The following is an 18190-nucleotide window of genomic DNA, read 5'->3' on the forward strand; positions in this document are numbered from 1 at the left end:
TAACCTTTACCGTATTGCTTTTCCGCGCACGTGTGCGCTGGTGAAGCACTGTCTCCGTAGCTCAGTGGATGAGAGCATCGGTTTCCGGTACCGAAGGTCGCAGGTTCGAATCCTGTCGGGGACACGCTGTGAAGTGGGGGTTTCACGAAACCTCCTGTCGACCGAAGGAATACGGCCGCGAACACAAAAATGACCCGCTCCGTTCGTTCGGAGGGGTCATTTTTCTTTGTCTGAACGCCGTTCCTGCTCGGGTTATAGCGCGGATTGTTTATGAGCGCGGACCGAGCCGCGGAAGAGTTTCCGTACTCATCTGGTGGCGCGGTTTTTGCAGCCCGTCATAGCGGTCTTGTTGCTGTGATCACGCAGGACTGGCTGCGGGTAGTTGTTGGGGTCTGAACCGAGAGGGGTGCGCCCGGTCAGGACCGTTTGGAACGCTGCCGCTACGTCAGAGCCCGAAGGCTCCGCCACTGACGAGGATCACGATGCCGAGGCCGATGAGAACGACGGGAAAGAGGATGCCCTCCCAGCGTTCGAGCACTTCCGCGATCGGGGGGCGGGTGGCGACGAACTTTGCCAGGGCCACCAGGACCGCAACGAGCGCGAGGAAGATAACACAGTAGGCGACTACTGCGAGAGGTTCCACGCTGAGGAATACAGGGGTGTAGACGCCAATGTTGTCGCCACCGTTGGCAAACGTGACGCCTGCGACTGTCCAAACGCCGACCTTCTTGCCGGCAACCTTGGCCTCGTCGTCATCGTCGTCATCGTCTCCGCGCCAAGCCTCCCATGCGGCCCAGAGGCCGATGCCCAGAGGGATGAGACCAAAGTATGGAATAGCTGCCGGGGGCAGAAATGCTCCGGCGCCGATGGTCACAAGGATCGCGGCGACGAGGATGCCGGCAAATCCGAGGTACTGGCCGGCCATAATGCGCGCGGTTGTGCCGCGCTGGCCTGCCCCTCGCGCGAAGAAGAGAGAGAGCACGATGATGTCGTCGATGTTGGTAGCTGCGAACAGGCCTATCGCCTGCAAGACTGCGGTGAGGATCATGCGCCCTCCCCAGCTGTGTAGCACCCGGGAAGCGAGCAGGCGGGATCGATGCACGGGGCGTCTTCGTCTACTGCCAAGGAGGCATCGACCAATGCAGTCAGCGCCTGCGCCAAGTGCGGATCGGCGATCTCATATCGCGTCCGACGCCCCTCGGGCTCGGAGACGACAATCCCGCAATCGCGCAGACATGCCAGGTGGTTGGACACATTCGGGCGTGTCAGATTCAAAGCTCGAGCCAGTTCCGCCGGGTAAGCGGGATGGTCGAGCAAGGTCAAGATGATCCGCGATCGAGTGGGGTCGGCCAGTGCACGACCCAGGCGGTTCATCACGTCGAGACGTGAAGCAATAGTCAGCATGCACTGAACTATACAGCGAGCACTGAACTAGTCAAATTCCGGGTAGCGGTGCAGCTGTGTGCGCTACTCAAAGGACAGTGGAAGTGGCAGAGATTCCGGCAAGTTGCGAAAACAGCGTCGCCAGATCAAGGTTCATGTCGTTCGTGAACTGGGCGTAGTTCGGGAAATCCGAATTCAAGCGCGAAGAAAAGACCCGAACGACCCGAAACTTGATGACCTGATCATCTTGAACCGGGAAGGCTCGAACAAACTTATCGACCTGACCCGCAACCTCGATTCGATTCCCGTTAACGGCGAGAAAACCTCCAGGGTTGATGATGACGTTCTCAACCGCATCATCGCCGACCAAAGCGAACTTCAACGGCTGTACAAGCGAGACCCTAAGGCGCTCCAGGCACTCGTAGAAACCGAGACCTCGGCCGCTGAGATCAAGGGAACTGAAGAACCATCGCGACGTCGTTAACACTATGCAATCGTGGCTCGATGACCACGAAGCGTTTGCCGAAGCGAAAAACGCGGCGGGTGGCGATGAGAAGGCGTGGCAGAACCTTCTCGAAGCCAACCCATGGGTCCTCGGCATTGGTCTCGGAGATAGGGCTCTACACCACTTGGGACGAGGGAAAACTTGAGCAAACAGTTCGCGGAGCAAACCTGCACACTTCCGGGAAACGCGCCGACGCCTTCTTAGTGTCCAACGGCCTGCTGCGTTCAGTGGCGCTGGCAGAGATTAAACACCCGGACACGCCTTTGCTGACACGGGACCAATACCGCAGTGATGTTTACGGGATCAGCCGCGAGTTCTTCGGCGCAGTAGCCCAGGCCAAGAAACGGTTCTAGTCGCTAAAGAGAGCCACGCTAGCTGGATTCCCGAGAGGGACACCGAGGGCGGCAGCACTGGCGACGGTGCGAATTTGGTCGAGCCACGCTCGTTTTTGGTGATCGGCTCCATGAGCGACTTGTGTAGCTCGCAAGGAAACCGGATTGACGCGAAGTTCCGTAGCTTTGAAAGTTTCCGCTCGAACCTTAAGTCACCGGAGGTGCTTACCTTTGACGAACTTGTCGAGCGGGCGCGGTGGGATGTGGAGCTTGCCGAGAAGCGAGAAGGCACGGAGACGGAAGTTCCTGACTTTGAGTTCTAAGACGAAGTTCCTGCTCGCGGCATTTGCTTGACTACTGTCGTGTAACCGGAGGAGGAACCCGGTGTAACCGGGGTGTAGCCGCGGATCTGATATAACTGGTCAGGCTGTTTCGTGAAAGCCCCGAAGTCTCGAGACATCGTTCCGGTTATGTCTCGGGGCTTCTTTCTTTTTGTTGCCGCTATCGCCGGGCCCCTTCGTAGGCGTTTGGCCCCCTGTACTGCATTCTCGCCATGCCGGTATCGGTATCTGGCGAAGCGGGGCGCACCGGCTTCATTGGCGGTAGTGATCCTGGAATCCATCACCCCTCCGGCACATTCATCGTGCGAGGGTCAGCAGGGTAGTCCCCACCCCAGCGCACCTCTGAGCACCCGCTCCATGACCCCACCGAAGTCGTATACGGACATGCCTGCGTGCGGACCAGCACGAAGGAGGTAGCGCGACACGTGCACGCCGAGCAGCACCGTTGAGAGGTCGATGACGGCCTCATACGCGCTTGCGGTGGTGGGGCGGGGTGCCGCGCCTTGATTTTTCCGCCTCAGCGAGAATCTCCCTCTCGATGTATCCGGTGACAGGGGCTCGGGTGTCCTTGTCGTTGAAGACGAGACGGAGGAGAGCGAGCACCTGCTCTTTGTGGATGAGGGACGCGTCGAGCACGCAACCCGCGACGAAGTACTGGAACGCACCGGAGCGGATTCGATGGAAGACGCATTTTGAGCGGTGTTGGGACGATGAGGGTGACGTTAGCCGTCGCTAAGCGAGTGCTCACGCAGCTGCATCGGGACCCGCGGACCTTGATGCTGGTCTTCGTGGTGCCTTCGCTGCCGTATTGGATGCTCATTGATACGCCAACGTTCGGGGGTTCGCGCACGCGATCTTTGCGCTGTCCCCGTTCCAGGTGATGTTCCTCGTCGCGTCCATCACGACGCTACGCGAACGCCGACGAGGCACACTCGAGCGCACACTCACCATGCCCGTATCGCGTGGCTCATTCATCCGCCGGATATGTGTTGGCGTTCGCGCTGCTCTCATTCGTGCAGGTGCTGATTACGGTCGGAGTGTGCGTGGCGTGGCTCGGCGTTGAGGTCGAAGGCTCACTGTGGGCCTTCGGAGGGATGACGGAGCACAGCGCGTTCCCGCAGAGCAGCATCGCCATCGACGCGGTCTGCTTGCTGGCGTTCAGCGCGGTGCTGATCGGCGTGGCGTCGCTGAGCCTGGGCCGCCGGACAACAAACGTGTCCACAGAGGTAGACCACCCGACCACACGTCAACGCTGCCTGACAGAGTACTGCAACCTTACTCAAAGTTCGGTTACACTCACCAACATGAAACGAGGACTCGCCAGCACGCTCCTGCTCGCCTCCGGCCTTGTCATCAGCGCATGTGGCGCCCCGAATGCGGCACAAGATTCGCCCGAAACCGTGACGGTGAAACAGACCGTCACTGAGTACGAGGATCCGACGCCCGCCGAGACGGCACCACCGGCCGGGGAGGCGGCCCCGGAAGCCCAGCCGGAGCAGCCCGCGCCCGAGGCTGCGCCGGCACCTCCGGCGGGGAATCACAACATCAATGTCGGCCAGGTCGGCGGCGATTGCGGAACAACCGATTCCGGAATTCCGATCAAGGCAGGCTCGGCGACCTCGTGCGAATTCGCCGCCGCGATGTTCGATGCCGCACTGCAAGCCACATTCACTGTTACCCACGTGGCGTCCTCAGAGGTTACCCAGGTGCCGCATGCAGCGGTCACGGTCGCAAGCCCCGTCACCAAGGAGACGTACAACCTTGACTGCCGTCTGGGCAGCGACTGGGCAACGGTGACCTGCGAAAAACCCGAAGACCGGACCGTGAGCGCTTGGTTCACCCCCGAACTCCCAGACCGGATGAGCAACTACGTCGACATTGTCGAGAACTACGGATAGCGCCCCCCGGGAGACCGGCGGGGGTCCGGGGCGGCCGTGCCGGATCGTATACGTCGAGGCCGCAGGGGCGCCGATAAGCTGCCGCTAGAACTCAGCCGGCATGATGATCCAGGCGGCGAGGTAGGCCAAGAACATCGGGAAGATGCCAAACAGGAGCAGGATGACGGCCAGCACACGGATGACGGTGGCGTCCATGTCGAAGTAGTCGGCGAATCCGCCGCACACGCCACCGATCATCTTGTTGGTCATGGAGCGGGTCAGGCGCTTCGGGGCCTGGTTGGGGTTGTAGCTCTGGTAGGTCATGATCGGTCCTTTCTCTCAAATCCTTGTCGGTACACCACCCATTAAACGTGCCTGGGAGGCGGCCGACAACGGGGTTTCCCCGGAGATACACCCCGATCTTTGACCCCTAGGGGGTGTTGTACGGGCGAGCGCGCTCCGTCATCGGCTGCGCACCGCGGTAGTCAGCGTAGCCTGGGACGTTGGTGACGTCCATGATTCCTTGGAAGAACTGCTTCAGCGCGCCAACGGTGCTGGGGTCCATGTGGTCAAACACCACTCGGCGGACACTTTCCACGTGCTCGGGGGCGGCCGACTCGAGGCGGCTCATGCCCTCCGATGTCAGGCACACCAGCACTCCCCTGGCATCTCCGGGGCTCTTCTCCTTGGTCACCAAACCACGCTTTGCCATCCGCGTGACCTGGTGGGAGGTCCTGGAGCGGTCCCACTCCAGCTCGCTGCATAGGTCCCGCAAACGGAGCGCCTGGTTTTCCGCCTCCGAGAGTGTGACCAGCACCGAAAACTCGGACGAGGAAAGGTCAGACTCCGCCTGCAACGTGTCGTCCAGCACGCGGGTGACCTTTCGCGACGCAGCGAGCATGAGGCGCCAGAGTTCCTGCTCTTCGTCGTTCAGCCAGCGGGCATCGTGTTTCATACTCTGCACCATAGCGGATGTGACTACCCTAACAAAATAAGTGAATTCAGTTCGGGTGCTCCCGCTCCTCTCCTTCCCGCTAGTCCGCGTCCCCGCCCGCGAATGCGCTCCCGGCCTGTTTGAGCTCGTCGATGTGGACGGTCCGCGCAGCGGCGACGCGGTCGAAGCGCTGCGGGAAGCACGTGAGCACGAGCACCTGCGCGGTCCTCCCCACCTGAGAAAACAGCGTGTTCATCAGGGCCAGGCGCTCCGGGTCGGTCGCACCGAGTGCATCGTCCACCACGACCGGCACCGGCGCGGAATCCCCCTCGGCGGACACGAGGTCCGCAATGGCAAACCGTGTCAGCAGCGCCAGCTGTTCCTTCGCGCCGCCAGACAGGGAGCTCAGCGGCACGGTCTGCTCGCCGATGGAGCGGTCCGTAATCTGCAGGTCGTCGCCGAAGTTGAACGCAACGTCCTTGCCGTAGATGATGCTGGCCCGCTTGCGCACCGCGTCACTGAAAGGCTTGGTGTACTTGGCGCGCGCCGCGTCGCGGTGCGCGTGCAGCGTCTCCCGCAACAGGCGGATCGCGTCCGCGCGACGGGTCGCCTTGGCAAGCGCGGTCTCCGCCTTCTCCAACACGGCTTCGGCCTTGTCCGCCTTCTCCGCGGCGCCCGCCGCCTGTTCGATCCGGCCGCGCAGCTCGGTGATGCGAATGGTGGCCTCGTGCTTCCGCTTCTGCATATTGGCAACCCTGGACTGCTCGCCCTCAAGCAACGTCTGGGCGAGCTCCACGTCCGCCTCGGCCGCGGCGGCGGCGAGTTCGTCGGCGTCCTGCTTTGCCGATTGCAGCGCCGCGGTCGCAGCCGCGAGCGCCTCGTCGAGTGTCTGCTGCGTCTGTGCGGTTTCTGCCGCCTGGAACTCCTTGTCGGCGTTGGCTGTCTCGTTCGCCTTCGCCTCGAGGCGGGCTTCAAGCACCGCGAGTTCCTTCGCTGCCTTTTGTTCCGCGTAGGGCTTCAGCGCTGCCTCGGCGTGGTCCGCTTCCTGCTCGGCCTTCGCCAGCGCGGCGCTGGCCTCCTTCACGGCCGCCTCCGCGTCGGGCTCGCTGATCTCACTCCTCGCGCTGTCTGCCGCGTCGGCCAGTTCTTCCAGTACCGTCACGAGGCGGTCGCGCTCCGCGACGAGGGTATCGCGGTCCGTGCCCGCAAGCACGTCCTCGCGCCGCCGGCGCGCGGCCTCCACTTTGGACTCATGCGCCTTGTACGCGTCGCGCGCGCCGCGCATCGCGTCGACGGACTCGCACCCGGCGTTTTCCAGCAGGCCGGCGAGCGCCTCCTCCGCGTCCCGGACCGCCTCGCGGGGGTCCTTCGCCCCCTGGGCTGCGCGGTAGGTGAGGTCGTAGCCGCCGATGGCCAGCTGCGTGCCGTCGAAAAGCTGCACCTCGGTGCCCTCGTCAACGCGCACCTCCCGCCCATCAACGTCTATGGTGCCCTGCTTGCCCGCGATGGCAAGCTTTGCCGACGCCGCGTCGCGGAGCTTCCGCTGCAGCGCCACCTCGTTTTCTGCCGCCTCCGCAGCGCGCACCGCCTTCTCCGTGATCTCCTTGCTCGGCGCCTGCTCCAGCAGTTCCTTGTATGCCTGCTCCACCTCGTCAACGCGCGCGAGGTGCGCCTTGAGCGTCTCGAAGCGGTGCGTCGCGCGGACGACGTCGCGGCGCTGCTCCGCCTCCTTCACCGCGGCCCGGGCGCCGACGAGCGCTTCGCGGGCCGTCGCGGAGGCGGTGCGAAGCTGCTCCAGCTTGGCGGCTTCCTCCTCGCTCGCGGTTCGTGCCGGCTCGAGGGATCGTTCCAGCTCGGCGTGCTCCGTGCGCAGGGTATCGACGCGCTCGGCCAGCGCGGCACGCCCGGCCAGGTCCTTCTCGGCGCGCTGCACCTCAATTGCCGCCTGCGTGTACTTCTTCTGCGCGTCCGCCACCTTTTCGGCGAGTTCCTTCGCCTTGGTCGCGTCCTCTTCGCGCTCGGCCAGGTCGGCCTGCGCCCCCGGGAGCTCCGCGTCGACCTGCGCGATCTCCTCCTCGCGGCGCGACACCTCGTCCACAAACGCGCTGAGGCGCTCCACTTCGGCGACGCACGCATCGCGCGCTTCCGCAGCGGCCTCCACGTCCTTTTCCAGCTGCTTCACCGCCTTCTTCGGCTTCGGCGGCGTGCTGTTGGACCAGTACTTGGCGTACTCATCCTCCACGGCCTGCATGAGCTGCGTGTCCTCGGTGGCGGAGTCGCCCTGCTCGTCGCTGCCGTCGAGCGCCCTGGTGATCGAGGGCACGCCCGCGGCCGCAACGGCTGGGTCCAGGTCTCCCTGGCGGAGGAAGAGCGTGTCCATAAGCGAGCGGTCCAGGTGCTCGTCCAGGATTCGGAACAGCTCGTCGTCGGCCTTCCTGCCGGAGAAGTTTTCCCGGCGCGGCGCGCGGACGGTCAACTCCGCCTTCTTCGACTTCACCCAGCGCTTGTGCACCACAAAGGACACTTCGCCCACGGTGGCGTCGAGCCAGACCTCGGGCCCCACATCCTTGCCCACGGGCGCATACTTTTCCACCTTGTTGCCGCCGGCGGTATAGCGCTCGCGCAGCACCAGGTCGAGCGCGTCCAGGATGGTCGACTTGCCCGCCTCGTTCGGCCCGTGGACGATCACCACGCCCGTATCGGGCAGGTTCTCCAGCTTCAGGTGGTCGATGGCGCGGAAATTCTTGATTGTCAGGGAGCGGATTCGCATTGGCTACTTCACCTCCTGGGAGAATCGGAACAGCAGGTTGACGGCGTCGCGCGCGGTTGGATCGCCCTGCGCGGCCGCGCCGACGAGCTGGTGCATCGCTTGGCTGGCGTAGCCGGTCAGCGGGAGGTTGTCCAGCTCCTCCTCCCCCGGCTCGAGGTGCAAGTCCATGAGCCGGTCCCGCTCGTACAACGCGGCGAACACCGGCTCGAGCGCTGCCAGTTCGCGCTCCAACGTGCGGGTCGCTTCGAGCCCCAACGTTCCGGTGAGCGCGTACTTAATCACCGTGCGGTCCTTGTCGGGGTACGCCCGCAGCTGGTCGATGACCTCGGCGACGTCGTCGGCGTCGGTCACCTCCCAGCCGAGCGCGTCGAACGTCCATATCCCGGTGCGTACCTTGTCCACGGACACCTCGGAGGCACCGCCGTCCTTGGTCACCGTGACCACCAGAGCGTTGCCGGAGTCGGACTCGCCGCCAGCCGCAGCGCCCGAGAAGCCCGAGGAGCCCGCGGGGCCCGAAGTGCCCGAGCGCTCCGCGTAATCGGTGGTTTCCGGGGCTCCGGAGAACCACACCTTGCCGGAGGAGCCCAGCGAGGCCGTCGAGTGCGAGTCACCCAGGGCGACGTAATCAATCACTCCGCGCGAGAGAGCATCTTCGAGGGGGTCGAGGTGGATCAAGGCTTCGTCATCATCCGTGCCAAAGCCCTCCACCTGGCCATGGCCGACGAGGATGCGGACCCGGTCCGAAGGCTCGAGGGCGCGGACCGCCTGCGCGCACAGGTCGTCCGAGGGGTATTTGGTCAGTAGCGGCGCGCCGACAATGTCGACCCCGTCCACCGCCTCTACCGGCTCCGAGGATGAGAGGACGGTGACGTTGTCGATGTCCTCCGTGCGGCTAAAAATTGAATCCGCAACGAGCGGATCGTGGTTGCCAGGGAGTAAGAAGACCGGGACCGGCAGGCGGCGCAGCGCCTCGAGCGCGCGGCCAAGCGTGCGTTCCTCCAGCGAATTGTGTTCGAAGACGTCGCCGGCAATCACAATAAAGTCCGCGCCGCGGTCGCGCGCCAGGCTACCCAGCGCATCGATGGACCGCTCCCGAGATTCGTCAAAACGAGCCTGGGCCTCGGGGCTTAAGAACTTTCGGGTCATACCGATCTGCAAATCGGAGCTATGGATAAATGTTGTGTGCGTCATGCTTTACACAACTACCAGGCCGACCGGACACCCGCCCTACCAGCATAGAATATACATTCCAAAACACCATGCTGAGCAGGCAGTTTAATCGGTGGTGAGGTCATCGTACAGCTCGGTGATGTCAGAGACCGCGCGCAGCTGATCGATGTTGGTAAAAGACACCGTCTGCATCGCCCGGTGCAGCAGCCCCGTGTCCGAATCATCAATCATCGGGGCCACCTTCGGGTGCGGCAGCGGCGGCAGGTCCCGCCCAGCCCAGAAGTACTTGGATCCCGGCTCGGTGTTCTCCCGCGCGATGGACGTCGCCTCCTCGCGCACCGCCTGCTCCACCGACGCCATGCTCAGGTCGCGCAGCGTAAACACCAGCGACGGCGTGGTGTGCACGCGCGACGCCGCCACCTGGGCCAGCGCCACCGCGTGCTTGCACACGGACGCGCTGTCCGGGCACGTGCAGGAGAAATACACCTCGTTTGGGCTGGAGAAAAGCATCACGTCGAGCACTGTGTCCGGGAAGTCGCCTTGCATCGCGCGCTCGAGCGCTCCCGGGTTGCGCGCCAGCTCGCCGACCGCAACGCGCACCTCGCGCGGCGCGCGGAACGGCAGCATCATCGAGACCTCGAACGGGTAGTTTTGGCTGCCTACCACGGAGGCGTTGATCCGCGCGTTGTTGAACTCCAGGTTCACCACGTGGCCCTTGGAAGCGTAGTCGCGCCCGCGGTTCGCCCGGCCCAGGTCCGTCTTGCGCAGCGCCGCGTTGACCACGCGCTGCGCGGGCGCCGACATCGTAGATACAGCGCGCGCGGACAGCACCTTTTCGCCGGTCTCCTCCGCGGACGAGACGCGCCGGCGCTCGCCAAAGTTGGCGTAGATGACGTTGTCCTCGCTCGGACGCTTCTTCCCTGCCACTTACTCGGTCCTCCCTCGGAAGCTGATCAGGCGGGCCAGATCCTCGGTGTCCAGCTCCGTGATCCACCCCTCGCCCTCGCCGACCACCGCGCCGGCCAGGTGCATCTTGCCGTCCAGGACGTCCTGAATGGACTCCTCCATCGTGCCCTTGGTGATCATTTTGTACACGGTCACGTCCCGGCGCTGCCCGATGCGGAACGCGCGGTCCGTCGCCTGGTTCTCCACCGCCGGGTTCCACCACCTGTCCATGTGAATCACCACGGAGGCGGCGGTGAGGTTCAGCCCGGTACCGCCGGCCTTCAAGCTGAGCAGCATCGCCCGCGGCCCGTCGTCGCGCTGGAACTGTTCCACCATCGCGTCGCGGGCGCTCTTGCCCACCCCGCCGTGCAGGAACGGCACCTGCTCGCCCAGCTGGTCCGACAGGTACGGCTGCAGCAAGTCGCCGAACGCCTTGTACTGGGTAAAGATCAGGACGCGCTCGTCGCGCTCCACCGCCTGATGCAGGAGCTCCATGAGCTTGGTTACCTTGCCCGAGCGGTGTGCGCCCCGGATGGTCACCGGCGAGCCATCGCCGAGAAAGTGGGCCGGGTGGTTGCAGATCTGCTTGATGCGCGTGATCGTGGCCAGCACCAGCCCGCGGCGCGCCATCCCTTTGCGCTGCTCGAGCTGCTGCTTCATCTCGTTCACCAGCGCCGTGTACAGGGCCGCTTGCTCCTGCGTCATCTCCACGGCGACGACGTGCTCGCTCTTTTCCGGCAGATCGTCGATAATCGCGGCGTCCGTCTTCACGCGCCGGAGGATAAACGGCGCCGTGAGCCGCTGCAGCCGCTCGCCCATCTCATCGGCCAAGCCTTCGTCGCGCCGGGACTCGATCGCCTTGGCAAAGTGGTTGCGGAAAAACGCCTGCGAGCCCAGCATCCCCGGGTTCACAAAGTCCAGCAGGCTGCGCAGCTCGGACAGCTTATTTTCAATCGGGGTACCCGTCAGCGCAATGCGGTGTCGCGCGGGGATCGCCCGCACGCTTTTCGACGCCTGCGTCCCCGAATTCTTAATCGCCTGGGCCTCATCGCACACCACGTGATCCCACTGCACCCGGGCCAAATCCGTGAAGTCTCGCCCGACCACGCCGTAGGAGGTAATCACCAGATCCGCCTCGTCTGCCTTGGCAAACAGCTCGTCGCCCTTGGACCGGTTCGCGCCGTGGTGGACCACCACCTTCATCCCCGGGACGAAGCGGGCGGCCTCGCGCGCCCAGTTGCCCACGACCGAGGTCGGGGCAACCACCAGCGTCGGCCCGGTGCGGCGGCCCGCCGCCTCCTCTACCGCGAGCAGGGCGAGGAGCTGCAGCGTCTTGCCCAGCCCCATGTCGTCGGCAAGCACTGCCCCGAGGTTGTTGCGCGACATGTAGTAGAGCCAGTCCACGCCGCGACGCTGGTATTCGCGCAGCTCCGCGTGCACTGCCTCGGGGATGTCCACGCGCTCCGGGGCGGGCCGGTCCTGGCCGCCGACGAGCGAGGTAAACCACGTCGAGCCGGAGAACTCCACGGGCGATTCCGTCGCCGTCTCGAGCGCGAGTTGGCGCAACTCGGCGGCGGACACCTGCCCCTTGGTCTCGTCGTCAGCGAGCTCCTCGTAGCGCGCGCGGGCCTCGTCCGCCAGCTTGCGCAGCTCCGCGGCGTCGTCCGAACCGGCGGCCTCGGCCAGCTTGGCGCGCGTCTCAGCGGCCTCCGCCTCCAGGCGCGCCTTGTCGGCCGAGCTGCGCTGCAGCCGCTTCATGTACTGCTTGGTGCGCGACAGGTCCTTGCCGTCTGCAAGCACCCACTCGCCGCGCAGCTTGACCAGGCCGGACTTGGAGCGAACCAGCTTTTCCATCTCCTCGTCGGTCAGCTCCATATCGCCGAGGGAGACGTGCCAGTCGTATGAGACGAGCGTGTCAAAGCCCATCATGGTCACGGTGGAGGAATCGTACGGGTTCTCCGGGCGGGTCACGTGCAGCTTCGCCGAGGTCTCCGCCGTGGACCACGCCTTGGGCAGCATGACGGCAAACCCGGCCTGGCGCAGCTTCGACGCCTCTGTCTCCACGAACCGGACAATCTCCTCGGTGGAGAGGAAGCTATCCCAGTCGCCCCGATTCCGGTCTCGGATCGCCGACCCCTTGCGCGGGTGCCGGCGGTAGTCCACCAACTCCGTGACGTCGATCGCCGCCTCGATGGACTCGCGCAGCGTCTGCGCGGTCTGGGCATCGAAGTCGGACAGACGCGCGGGCCGCGGGGCGTCCGTCCCGGCGCGCACCTGCACGCGCACGGGCCACTGCAGGTCCTCCGCATCCTCCGCGGCGTCGGCGTCCTCCGGCTCGTCCTCAGGGGCCTCCACGAGGAACACCAGCTGCAGGTTGACCGCGGTAATGGACCCGCCCCACTCGTTGATCTGCTGCACCAGCGACGCATTCCCGCGGCGCAGCGGGGTGCCAAAGACCAGCGATGCCACGAAGTCGTGCCACGGGTAGGGGCGGACTCTCGACGGCACGCCCACCGACTGCAGCCGCGCTGTGGCGATCCAGTGCGTCAGGGTCTGCGCGAGATCCTCGCTAAGGTTGGGGTTGTTCAGCGACAGCACGCCGGGGGCGGCGGCGATCATCTCCGCCAACCAACCGCGCTCCTGCACCCCGGTACCCAGCTGCCACTGCGCATACCAGTTCCCGTCGCGCCGGGGCACGTGGATGGTCACCCGGCCCGCGCGCACGAATTGGTTCAGCCCCAAGTACGCGCGGACCAGCCAGCGCAGGTCCGGGGCGATCGTCTCGCGCTGCGCCCCGGTGCTGAGCATCGAGCTTTCGTCCAGCTGCGCCAGCGCGGCGAGGAACTCGATTGCGGTGCTCGGGGAAAACGTCGCCGTCGGTGCGCGCAGAATCGCCTCTTTGCCCTTCGGCGTTTGCAGCTGCAGCCGCTGGCGGCCGCGAAAGTGGTTCTTGCTCAGCAACGATTGCACGTGTGACGGGAATGTCCCGTCGCGGACGGCATCAATCGTGACAACTCTGTGGCCAGAGACCTGCTCAATCCAAATATTGAGCCCGGACTCCGGCAGCCAAAGTCCGTGGAGCAGGTATTCAGGCATACCCACCCTTATACCACTCCGGGGAATATGCCGGGCTCGCAGGTTCGCTCGCAGGCGCGGACGACCACGCGTTTCGTCCAATCCCCCACATTGCACATCTGTGCTGCGTTACGCTTTTTCCAACTCATTACCTAGTTACCCCCAAGGAGATGCACGTGACTGAGAGTTTCTGGCTCGTCATGGCCATTGTGATCTACTTCGGTGTCATGGTAGCAATCGGGTTCTACTCGTGGCTCCAGACGCAGAAGTACGACGACTATGTCCTCGGCGACCGCGGACTCAACCCCTTCGTTGCCGGCCTTTCGGCTGGCGCATCAGACATGTCCGGCTGGCTGCTCATGGGACTTCCCGGCGCGCTCTTTGTCTCCGGCATGAGCGAGCTCTGGATTGTCATCGGCCTGTTCCTGGGCTCGTGGGCCAACTGGAAGTGGGTCGCGCCGCGCCTGCGCGCCTACTCCGAAGTATCCAACAACTCGATCACGCTGCCCAGCTTTTTTGAAAACCGCACCCGCGACACCTCGCGCGTCCTGCGCATCGTCGCGGCCGTGATCATCATCTTCTTTTTCACCTTCTACGTCTCCTCCGGCATGGTCTCGGGCGGGCGCTACTACGAGTCCACCTTCGGCGGCAACTACCTGGTCGGCATGCTCATCGTCGGCTCGATCACGGTCCTCTACACCTTCATCGGCGGGTTCCTTGCGGTTTCCTACACCGACGTGGTCCAGGGCGGACTCATGTTCCTCGCCCTGCTGGCCGTGCCCATTATGGCGCTGGTCGCCGTGGACAACCCGGGCGAGATCTTCTCCTACGCCGCGGACCACGCCTACGGCCCGTGGCCGGAGGGCAACCCCGACTACTTCAACCTGGTCGCCGGGGTGTCCGCCGCGACCATCATCGGCAACATCGCTTGGGGCCTCGGCTACTTCGGCCAGCCCCACATTGTCACCCGATTCATGGCGCTGAAGTCCCCCGCGCAGGCGACATCGGCGCGCCGCACGGGCATGATCTGGGTGGCCATCTGCTACGCCGGCGCGGTCTTCACCGCAATGGTGGGCACCATGTTCTTCTCCCAAACCACGCACTCGGTGACGGACCAGTCCGGCTACGAGACCGTCTTCTTGGACCTCGCCCGCATCCTTTTCCACCCGCTGCTCGCCGGCTTGGTGCTCACGGCCGTGCTGGCCGCCATCATGTCCACCATGTCCTCGCAGCTGCTCATCACTTCGTCGGCGCTGGTGGAAGACCTGTTCCGCATCTTCCGCAAGGATCCCAGCCACACCACGCTGCTCGTCGCGTCGCGCACCATGGTCGTCCTCATTGCCATCGTCGCCATGATCATGGCCGCCCGCCCCTCCGACACCATCCTCGGCCTCGTCGGATTCGCGTGGGCCGGGTTCGGTGCGGCCTTCGGGCCGGTTGTTTTCGCGTCTCTCTACTGGCGCCGCCTCACCGCGCCCGGCGCGATCGCCGGCATGATCGTCGGCGCCGTCACCGTGTTCGTGTGGGGCTCGACTGAGGTGCTCGCCGACACCATCTACGAGATCGTCCCGGGCGTCATCCTCGCCACCGCAGCGATGGTGATCGTCTCGCTGGCCACGAAGCCGAAGCCGGGCGTGGAGTCTGAGTTCGACCAGGCCATCGCCGTCACCGAGTACGCCGTGCGCCACCCCGAGGCCACGTTCGAGGACGCGCTCGGCGCCACGCAGCGCGCGAAATAATTTCCGCGGCGGTGGGAACCGGTGCCGCCCCGCGCGCGTCTAACAAGGTATGCGCTATTACCTTGCCCTCCTCACCGTTGCCACACTGTTCATCGCCCCGTTTCCCACCCCGCGCTCGCACATTGCGGCCGGTTCCGGGCCGCCGCGGGCCACCGTGCTCGGCTACTCGCGCGAGGAGTTCGGGCAGGGCTGGGCGGACACCGGCAACGGGTGCACCACCCGCACGGAGGCGTTGGCGGTGGCGTTCGGCGGGGATGGTGTGGCGTCGATAAGCTGCTCGACCCCGTACACGAGCTGGGGCGCCGCGCCGATCGACGACCCCTACACGGGCACCGCGATCACTCCCGCGGACGTCGAGCTCGACCACCTCATCCCGCTGTCCGCCGCGTGGGATCTCGGCGCGCACGCGTGGCCGCGTCGCACACGCATCGCCTTTGCCAACGACCCGCGCAACCTCGTCGTCGTGTCCGCCGCGGCGAACCAGGAGAAGTCGGACCAGCTGCCCAGCGAGTGGATGCCGCCCGCACGGAGGAAGCGGTGCGCGTACTCGCACCGGCTCGCGGACGTGGCGCAGGCGTATCACCTCGCGCTTCCCGCCGAGGATGTGCGCGCTATGCGACGCTCATGTGCAGGGTTTTCCGGCCTCACCGGCGCCCGCTCGCTGAATGGCTCCCAAGTCCATGTCCAAAACGCTGGCCGCGAACTGTGACGATCGTGCACGTGTCCATTACAGTAAGTCACCATGGTTACCTTTTTCACCGCCCTGCACGTCGTGGCCGCGATCATTCTGCTCGGCCCCGTCGTTGTCTCTACGTCCATGTTCCCCAAGCAAGCCGCAGAATCGCGCAACGGCGGCGAGGAAGCAACCGGCCGCGCATCCGTCCTGCACAAGGTGACGACCACCTACGGCATGCTCTCCGTCCTGGTCCCGCTGCTCGGCGCGGTCGTCATGGCCTCCGACTGGGGCGCCTACAAGACCAACTACTTCCTGCACACCGCGATCATCCTGTCCGTGATCGCGTGGGGCCTGCTGTTCTTCCTGGTCATCCCGCAGCAGCGCAAGATGATGGGCTCGCTCGGCGCGCTCTCCCCTGCGGAAGGCGACGCCTCGGACGTTGCGCCGAACTTTGAGAAGGCCAAGGCCACTGCCACCGCTGGCTCCGGCATCTTCAACCTGCTCTGGCTGCTCACCTTCGTGCTGATGTTCCTGCCGGCGCCGGTCTAACCCACCCGGAACGCATCTGCCCCGCCTCGCGCGGGGCTTTTTCGTGCCCCTGAACGCGCGGCTACTTCATAAAGGCCTGGGCAAGCTGGGCGAGCAGCGGCACCACGACAGCGAGGATGGGCACCACGATGGCCAGGATCTCGCCCGGCGACTTCTCCGAGCTGGACGCAGCGCCGGACTCAGCACTAGACCCGTTCTCCGAGGATCCGGACGAACCGGCAGTGCTCTTATCAATGACGCCGTCGTACAGCCCGGCCTCGTCCAGGCCGGCGGCGGCGAAGAACTCTCGGCTGGCCTGCTCGGAGGTGATCGCGCGGCCGTCGCGAGGCGCTGCTCCCCATCCCATCGGCTTCCCCTTCACGTGCACCGGGCCAAGCCAGGCCTCGCCGACGCTGTTCGAGTCCGCCGGGCCGACCGATGTCACGCCCAAGAAGCCCTGGCCCTCCACCCAGATCGGGCCACCGGAATCGCCCTGCTGCCACGTAGACCCGCGCAGCGTGAAACTCTCGTTCACCGCGCGGTAGAAGGTGCCGCAGCTGAATTCATCGGTGCCCAGGTGGGACGTTTCGCCGTGGTAGCACACCTTCGCCCCGCGCTTTACCGCGGACGGAGCCACGATCGTATCCCCTGAGTAGACGTTGTCGCCCAAGCGCACGTCGCGGTCCCACTCGATATAGCCCCAGTCGTTAGAGAAGGCCCCGTCGTACTTGGTCGACGGCCGGAACGTGCCCATGTCCTTGGACTGCTTCCCGGTGGCGCGGTCCACGAGGTGGACGCGGTCGCCCTCCTTGCCGCAGTGCGCGGCGGTGTAGCTGATGTGCTGGTCCTTGTCGTTGTAGCCCAGGGTGCACCATCCGATGCTCGTCCCGATGGCCATGCCCTGAACGGGCGAGTCGAGCTGCGCGGCCCCTGCCGGGGCGGGCACGAGCAGGGTTGAGGTGAGGAGCGCGGCGGCGAGCAGGGAACGGGAAGAAGACATGGGGTCCACCTAGCATTGGAGAAAACTGGAAGCGAACTGCAATTCGCCCGAATATCTCCTAAGTGTAGTGCACAGAGGCCGGTTCCGGCAGGCCGAAGCGGGAAAATACCCCAAACACAGTACTGACCGCCCGGCGGAGCAGCTCCCCCGCCGGACCGACCGAGGACCCGCCGCGCGACACCGGGGCAGCCAGGTTCTCCATATACAGCCCCATCAGCTGCGTTTGCGACACCGCCGGGCCGTCGCTTGGCACAACGCCAACGACGAAGTTGGCGCCACCGACCACGGGGAGCTGGCGAGCCGCCCACTGGCTGGAAATCACGCCGACGAAGCCGCGCCCCGGCACCCACACGGGCCCGCCGGAGTCGCCGGCGCGGGTGAGCGGGGCATCCACAAAGAACGTGTTCCCCACCGAACCCGCGAACTTTCCGCAGGTCTCGCCCCCGCCGCCGTGGCTGGTGTTGCCGTGGTAGCACACCGGCTCGCCGAGCGCGATGTCGTTCGGGTGCACCCAGCCGTTCCCCGAGTACCCATTTCCCCCGATCGCCACGCCCGGGTCCCACTGGATCGCCGCCCAGTCATTGCCCAGGCGCGAGTCGAACGCCTTCGAGCGGAAGAACGTTCCGACGGGGCCGCTCGACGCGCCGGTCGCGGGGTCCACGATGGCCACCCGGCCGCCCTCGCGCCCGCAGTGCGCCGCAATCAGGCTGCGTTGGTGCGCGGGATCGCTGAAGCCCACCGTGCACTTTCCCCCGCCCTCAACGACCACCACGGAGCCCTGCGCCACCACCGGCTGGGCAGCGGCGGGCTGCACGCTTATCGACGCCACCGCCATCGCCCCGAGCACGCACCCCACAACGGCTCGCGCCACCCGGCTTCCTGACGGCGCTGACAGTCCTGTCAGCGCGCGATGCG

General features: G+C 65.3%; 16 protein-coding genes, 1 tRNA gene and 1 pseudogene. 8 read left to right on the plus strand and 10 right to left on the minus strand.

The features are described from left to right. Window positions 1-50: 50 nt before the first annotated feature. A tRNA-Arg gene (locus CKJ85_RS00645) sits at window positions 51-124 on the plus strand. 321 nt (window positions 125-445) lie between these two features. Here the strand turns inward: CKJ85_RS00645 and CKJ85_RS00650 are convergent. Continuing rightward, on the minus strand, window positions 446-1048 hold the full coding sequence (locus CKJ85_RS00650; protein ID WP_095535075.1) for a cadmium resistance transporter: 603 nt from the start codon (window positions 1046-1048) through the stop codon (window positions 446-448). Then, on the minus strand, window positions 1045-1404 hold the full coding sequence (locus CKJ85_RS00655) for a helix-turn-helix transcriptional regulator (protein ID WP_095275948.1): 360 nt from the start codon (window positions 1402-1404) through the stop codon (window positions 1045-1047). The genes CKJ85_RS00650 and CKJ85_RS00655 overlap by 4 nt, the downstream gene beginning before the upstream one ends. 58 nt (window positions 1405-1462) lie before the next feature. Here CKJ85_RS00655 and CKJ85_RS11710 point away from each other — a divergent pair, with 58 nt between their 5' ends. The 4 genes and pseudogenes from CKJ85_RS11710 to CKJ85_RS12140 all read left to right on the plus strand — a co-directional run bounded on the left by CKJ85_RS11710 (window position 1463) and on the right by CKJ85_RS12140 (window position 4459). Continuing rightward, window positions 1463-1867, plus strand: coding sequence for a hypothetical protein (locus CKJ85_RS11710; protein WP_143340106.1), 405 nt, complete (start codon window positions 1463-1465; stop codon window positions 1865-1867). A 20-nt stretch (window positions 1868-1887) separates the two neighbouring features. Continuing rightward, complete coding sequence (locus tag CKJ85_RS00665; protein ID WP_095535077.1) at window positions 1888-2241, plus strand: Shedu anti-phage system protein SduA domain-containing protein; 354 nt, start codon at window positions 1888-1890, stop codon at window positions 2239-2241. A 74-nt stretch (window positions 2242-2315) separates the two neighbouring features. Next, window positions 2316-2405, plus strand: a pseudogene (locus CKJ85_RS12280) (hypothetical protein); the annotation flags it as partial. 1118 nt (window positions 2406-3523) lie between these two features. Then, window positions 3524-4459: a hypothetical protein gene (locus tag CKJ85_RS12140; protein WP_233126887.1), complete on the plus strand. Its 936-nt coding sequence runs from the start codon at window positions 3524-3526 to the stop codon at window positions 4457-4459. A gap of 84 nt (window positions 4460-4543) precedes the next feature. Here the strand turns inward: CKJ85_RS12140 and CKJ85_RS00680 are convergent, their stop codons facing one another. The 6 genes from CKJ85_RS00680 to CKJ85_RS00705 form a co-directional block, all read right to left on the minus strand. Further along, on the minus strand, window positions 4544-4762 hold the full coding sequence (locus CKJ85_RS00680) for a PspC domain-containing protein (protein WP_095275938.1): 219 nt from the start codon (window positions 4760-4762) through the stop codon (window positions 4544-4546). Between the two features lie 106 nt (window positions 4763-4868). Continuing rightward, on the minus strand, window positions 4869-5393 hold the full coding sequence (locus tag CKJ85_RS00685) for a MarR family winged helix-turn-helix transcriptional regulator (protein WP_095275937.1): 525 nt from the start codon (window positions 5391-5393) through the stop codon (window positions 4869-4871). Window positions 5394-5472: 79 nt separating this feature from the next. Continuing rightward, entirely contained in the window at window positions 5473-8142 is a 2670-nt protein-coding gene (locus CKJ85_RS00690) for an AAA family ATPase (RefSeq protein ID WP_095553110.1), read from the minus strand. Window positions 8143-8145: 3 nt separating this feature from the next. After that, window positions 8146-9333 carry an exonuclease SbcCD subunit D gene (locus CKJ85_RS00695; RefSeq protein ID WP_095553111.1) on the minus strand — a complete coding sequence of 396 codons (1188 nt, stop codon included), beginning with the start codon at window positions 9331-9333 and terminating at the stop codon, window positions 8146-8148. An 84-nt stretch (window positions 9334-9417) separates the two neighbouring features. After that, complete coding sequence (locus CKJ85_RS00700; RefSeq protein WP_095553112.1) at window positions 9418-10239, minus strand: hypothetical protein; 822 nt, start codon at window positions 10237-10239, stop codon at window positions 9418-9420. Beyond that, window positions 10240-13353: a DEAD/DEAH box helicase gene (locus tag CKJ85_RS00705; RefSeq protein ID WP_095553113.1), complete on the minus strand. Its 3114-nt coding sequence runs from the start codon at window positions 13351-13353 to the stop codon at window positions 10240-10242. A 149-nt stretch (window positions 13354-13502) separates the two neighbouring features. Here CKJ85_RS00705 and putP point away from each other — a divergent pair, with 149 nt between their 5' ends. Genes putP through CKJ85_RS00720 form a run of 3 tightly spaced genes read left to right on the plus strand, consistent with a single transcriptional unit; the run spans window position 13503 to window position 16296 of the window. After that, entirely contained in the window at window positions 13503-15071 is a 1569-nt protein-coding gene (gene putP / locus CKJ85_RS00710; protein WP_095553114.1) for a sodium/proline symporter PutP, read from the plus strand. 49 nt (window positions 15072-15120) lie between these two features. Beyond that, window positions 15121-15780: a DUF1524 domain-containing protein gene (locus CKJ85_RS00715; protein ID WP_095553115.1), complete on the plus strand. Its 660-nt coding sequence runs from the start codon at window positions 15121-15123 to the stop codon at window positions 15778-15780. Between the two features lie 33 nt (window positions 15781-15813). Next, window positions 15814-16296, plus strand: a complete 483-nt coding sequence (locus tag CKJ85_RS00720) for a DUF2269 domain-containing protein (RefSeq protein ID WP_095553116.1) — start codon at window positions 15814-15816, stop codon at window positions 16294-16296. Between the two features lie 61 nt (window positions 16297-16357). Here CKJ85_RS00720 and CKJ85_RS00725 read toward each other — a convergent pair whose 3' ends face one another. Both CKJ85_RS00725 and CKJ85_RS00730 read right to left on the minus strand, forming a co-directional pair. Beyond that, complete coding sequence (locus CKJ85_RS00725; protein WP_095553117.1) at window positions 16358-17275, minus strand: trypsin-like serine protease; 918 nt, start codon at window positions 17273-17275, stop codon at window positions 16358-16360. A gap of 58 nt (window positions 17276-17333) precedes the next feature. After that, window positions 17334-18146: a hypothetical protein gene (locus tag CKJ85_RS00730; protein ID WP_095548410.1), complete on the minus strand. Its 813-nt coding sequence runs from the start codon at window positions 18144-18146 to the stop codon at window positions 17334-17336. Between the last annotated feature and the right edge of the window lie 44 nt (window positions 18147-18190).

Origin of the sequence: Corynebacterium sp. NML 150383 (genome assembly GCF_002285085.1) — a bacterium.
GTDB lineage: Bacteria > Actinomycetota > Actinomycetes > Mycobacteriales > Mycobacteriaceae > Corynebacterium > Corynebacterium gottingense.

What these genes read in the sequence shown, in the direction of transcription:
- CKJ85_RS00685 (WP_095275937.1), bottom strand. Translation starts at nt 5,393, where the DNA reads ATGAAACACGATGCCCGCTGGCTGAACGACGAAGAGCAGGAACTCTGG.
- CKJ85_RS00725 (WP_095553117.1), bottom strand. Translation starts at nt 17,275, where the DNA reads ATGTCTTCTTCCCGTTCCCTGCTCGCCGCCGCGCTCCTCACCTCAACC.
- putP (WP_095553114.1), top strand. Translation starts at nt 13,503, where the DNA reads ATGCACGTGACTGAGAGTTTCTGGCTCGTCATGGCCATTGTGATCTAC.
- CKJ85_RS00705 (WP_095553113.1), bottom strand. Translation starts at nt 13,353, where the DNA reads ATGCCTGAATACCTGCTCCACGGACTTTGGCTGCCGGAGTCCGGGCTC.
- CKJ85_RS00650 (WP_095535075.1), bottom strand. Translation starts at nt 1,048, where the DNA reads ATGATCCTCACCGCAGTCTTGCAGGCGATAGGCCTGTTCGCAGCTACC.
- CKJ85_RS00655 (WP_095275948.1), bottom strand. Translation starts at nt 1,404, where the DNA reads ATGCTGACTATTGCTTCACGTCTCGACGTGATGAACCGCCTGGGTCGT.
- CKJ85_RS00720 (WP_095553116.1), top strand. Translation starts at nt 15,814, where the DNA reads ATGGTTACCTTTTTCACCGCCCTGCACGTCGTGGCCGCGATCATTCTG.
- CKJ85_RS00680 (WP_095275938.1), bottom strand. Translation starts at nt 4,762, where the DNA reads ATGACCTACCAGAGCTACAACCCCAACCAGGCCCCGAAGCGCCTGACC.
- CKJ85_RS00690 (WP_095553110.1), bottom strand. Translation starts at nt 8,142, where the DNA reads ATGCGAATCCGCTCCCTGACAATCAAGAATTTCCGCGCCATCGACCAC.
- CKJ85_RS00665 (WP_095535077.1), top strand. Translation starts at nt 1,888, where the DNA reads ATGACCACGAAGCGTTTGCCGAAGCGAAAAACGCGGCGGGTGGCGATG.
- CKJ85_RS00715 (WP_095553115.1), top strand. Translation starts at nt 15,121, where the DNA reads ATGCGCTATTACCTTGCCCTCCTCACCGTTGCCACACTGTTCATCGCC.
- CKJ85_RS00695 (WP_095553111.1), bottom strand. Translation starts at nt 9,333, where the DNA reads ATGACGCACACAACATTTATCCATAGCTCCGATTTGCAGATCGGTATG.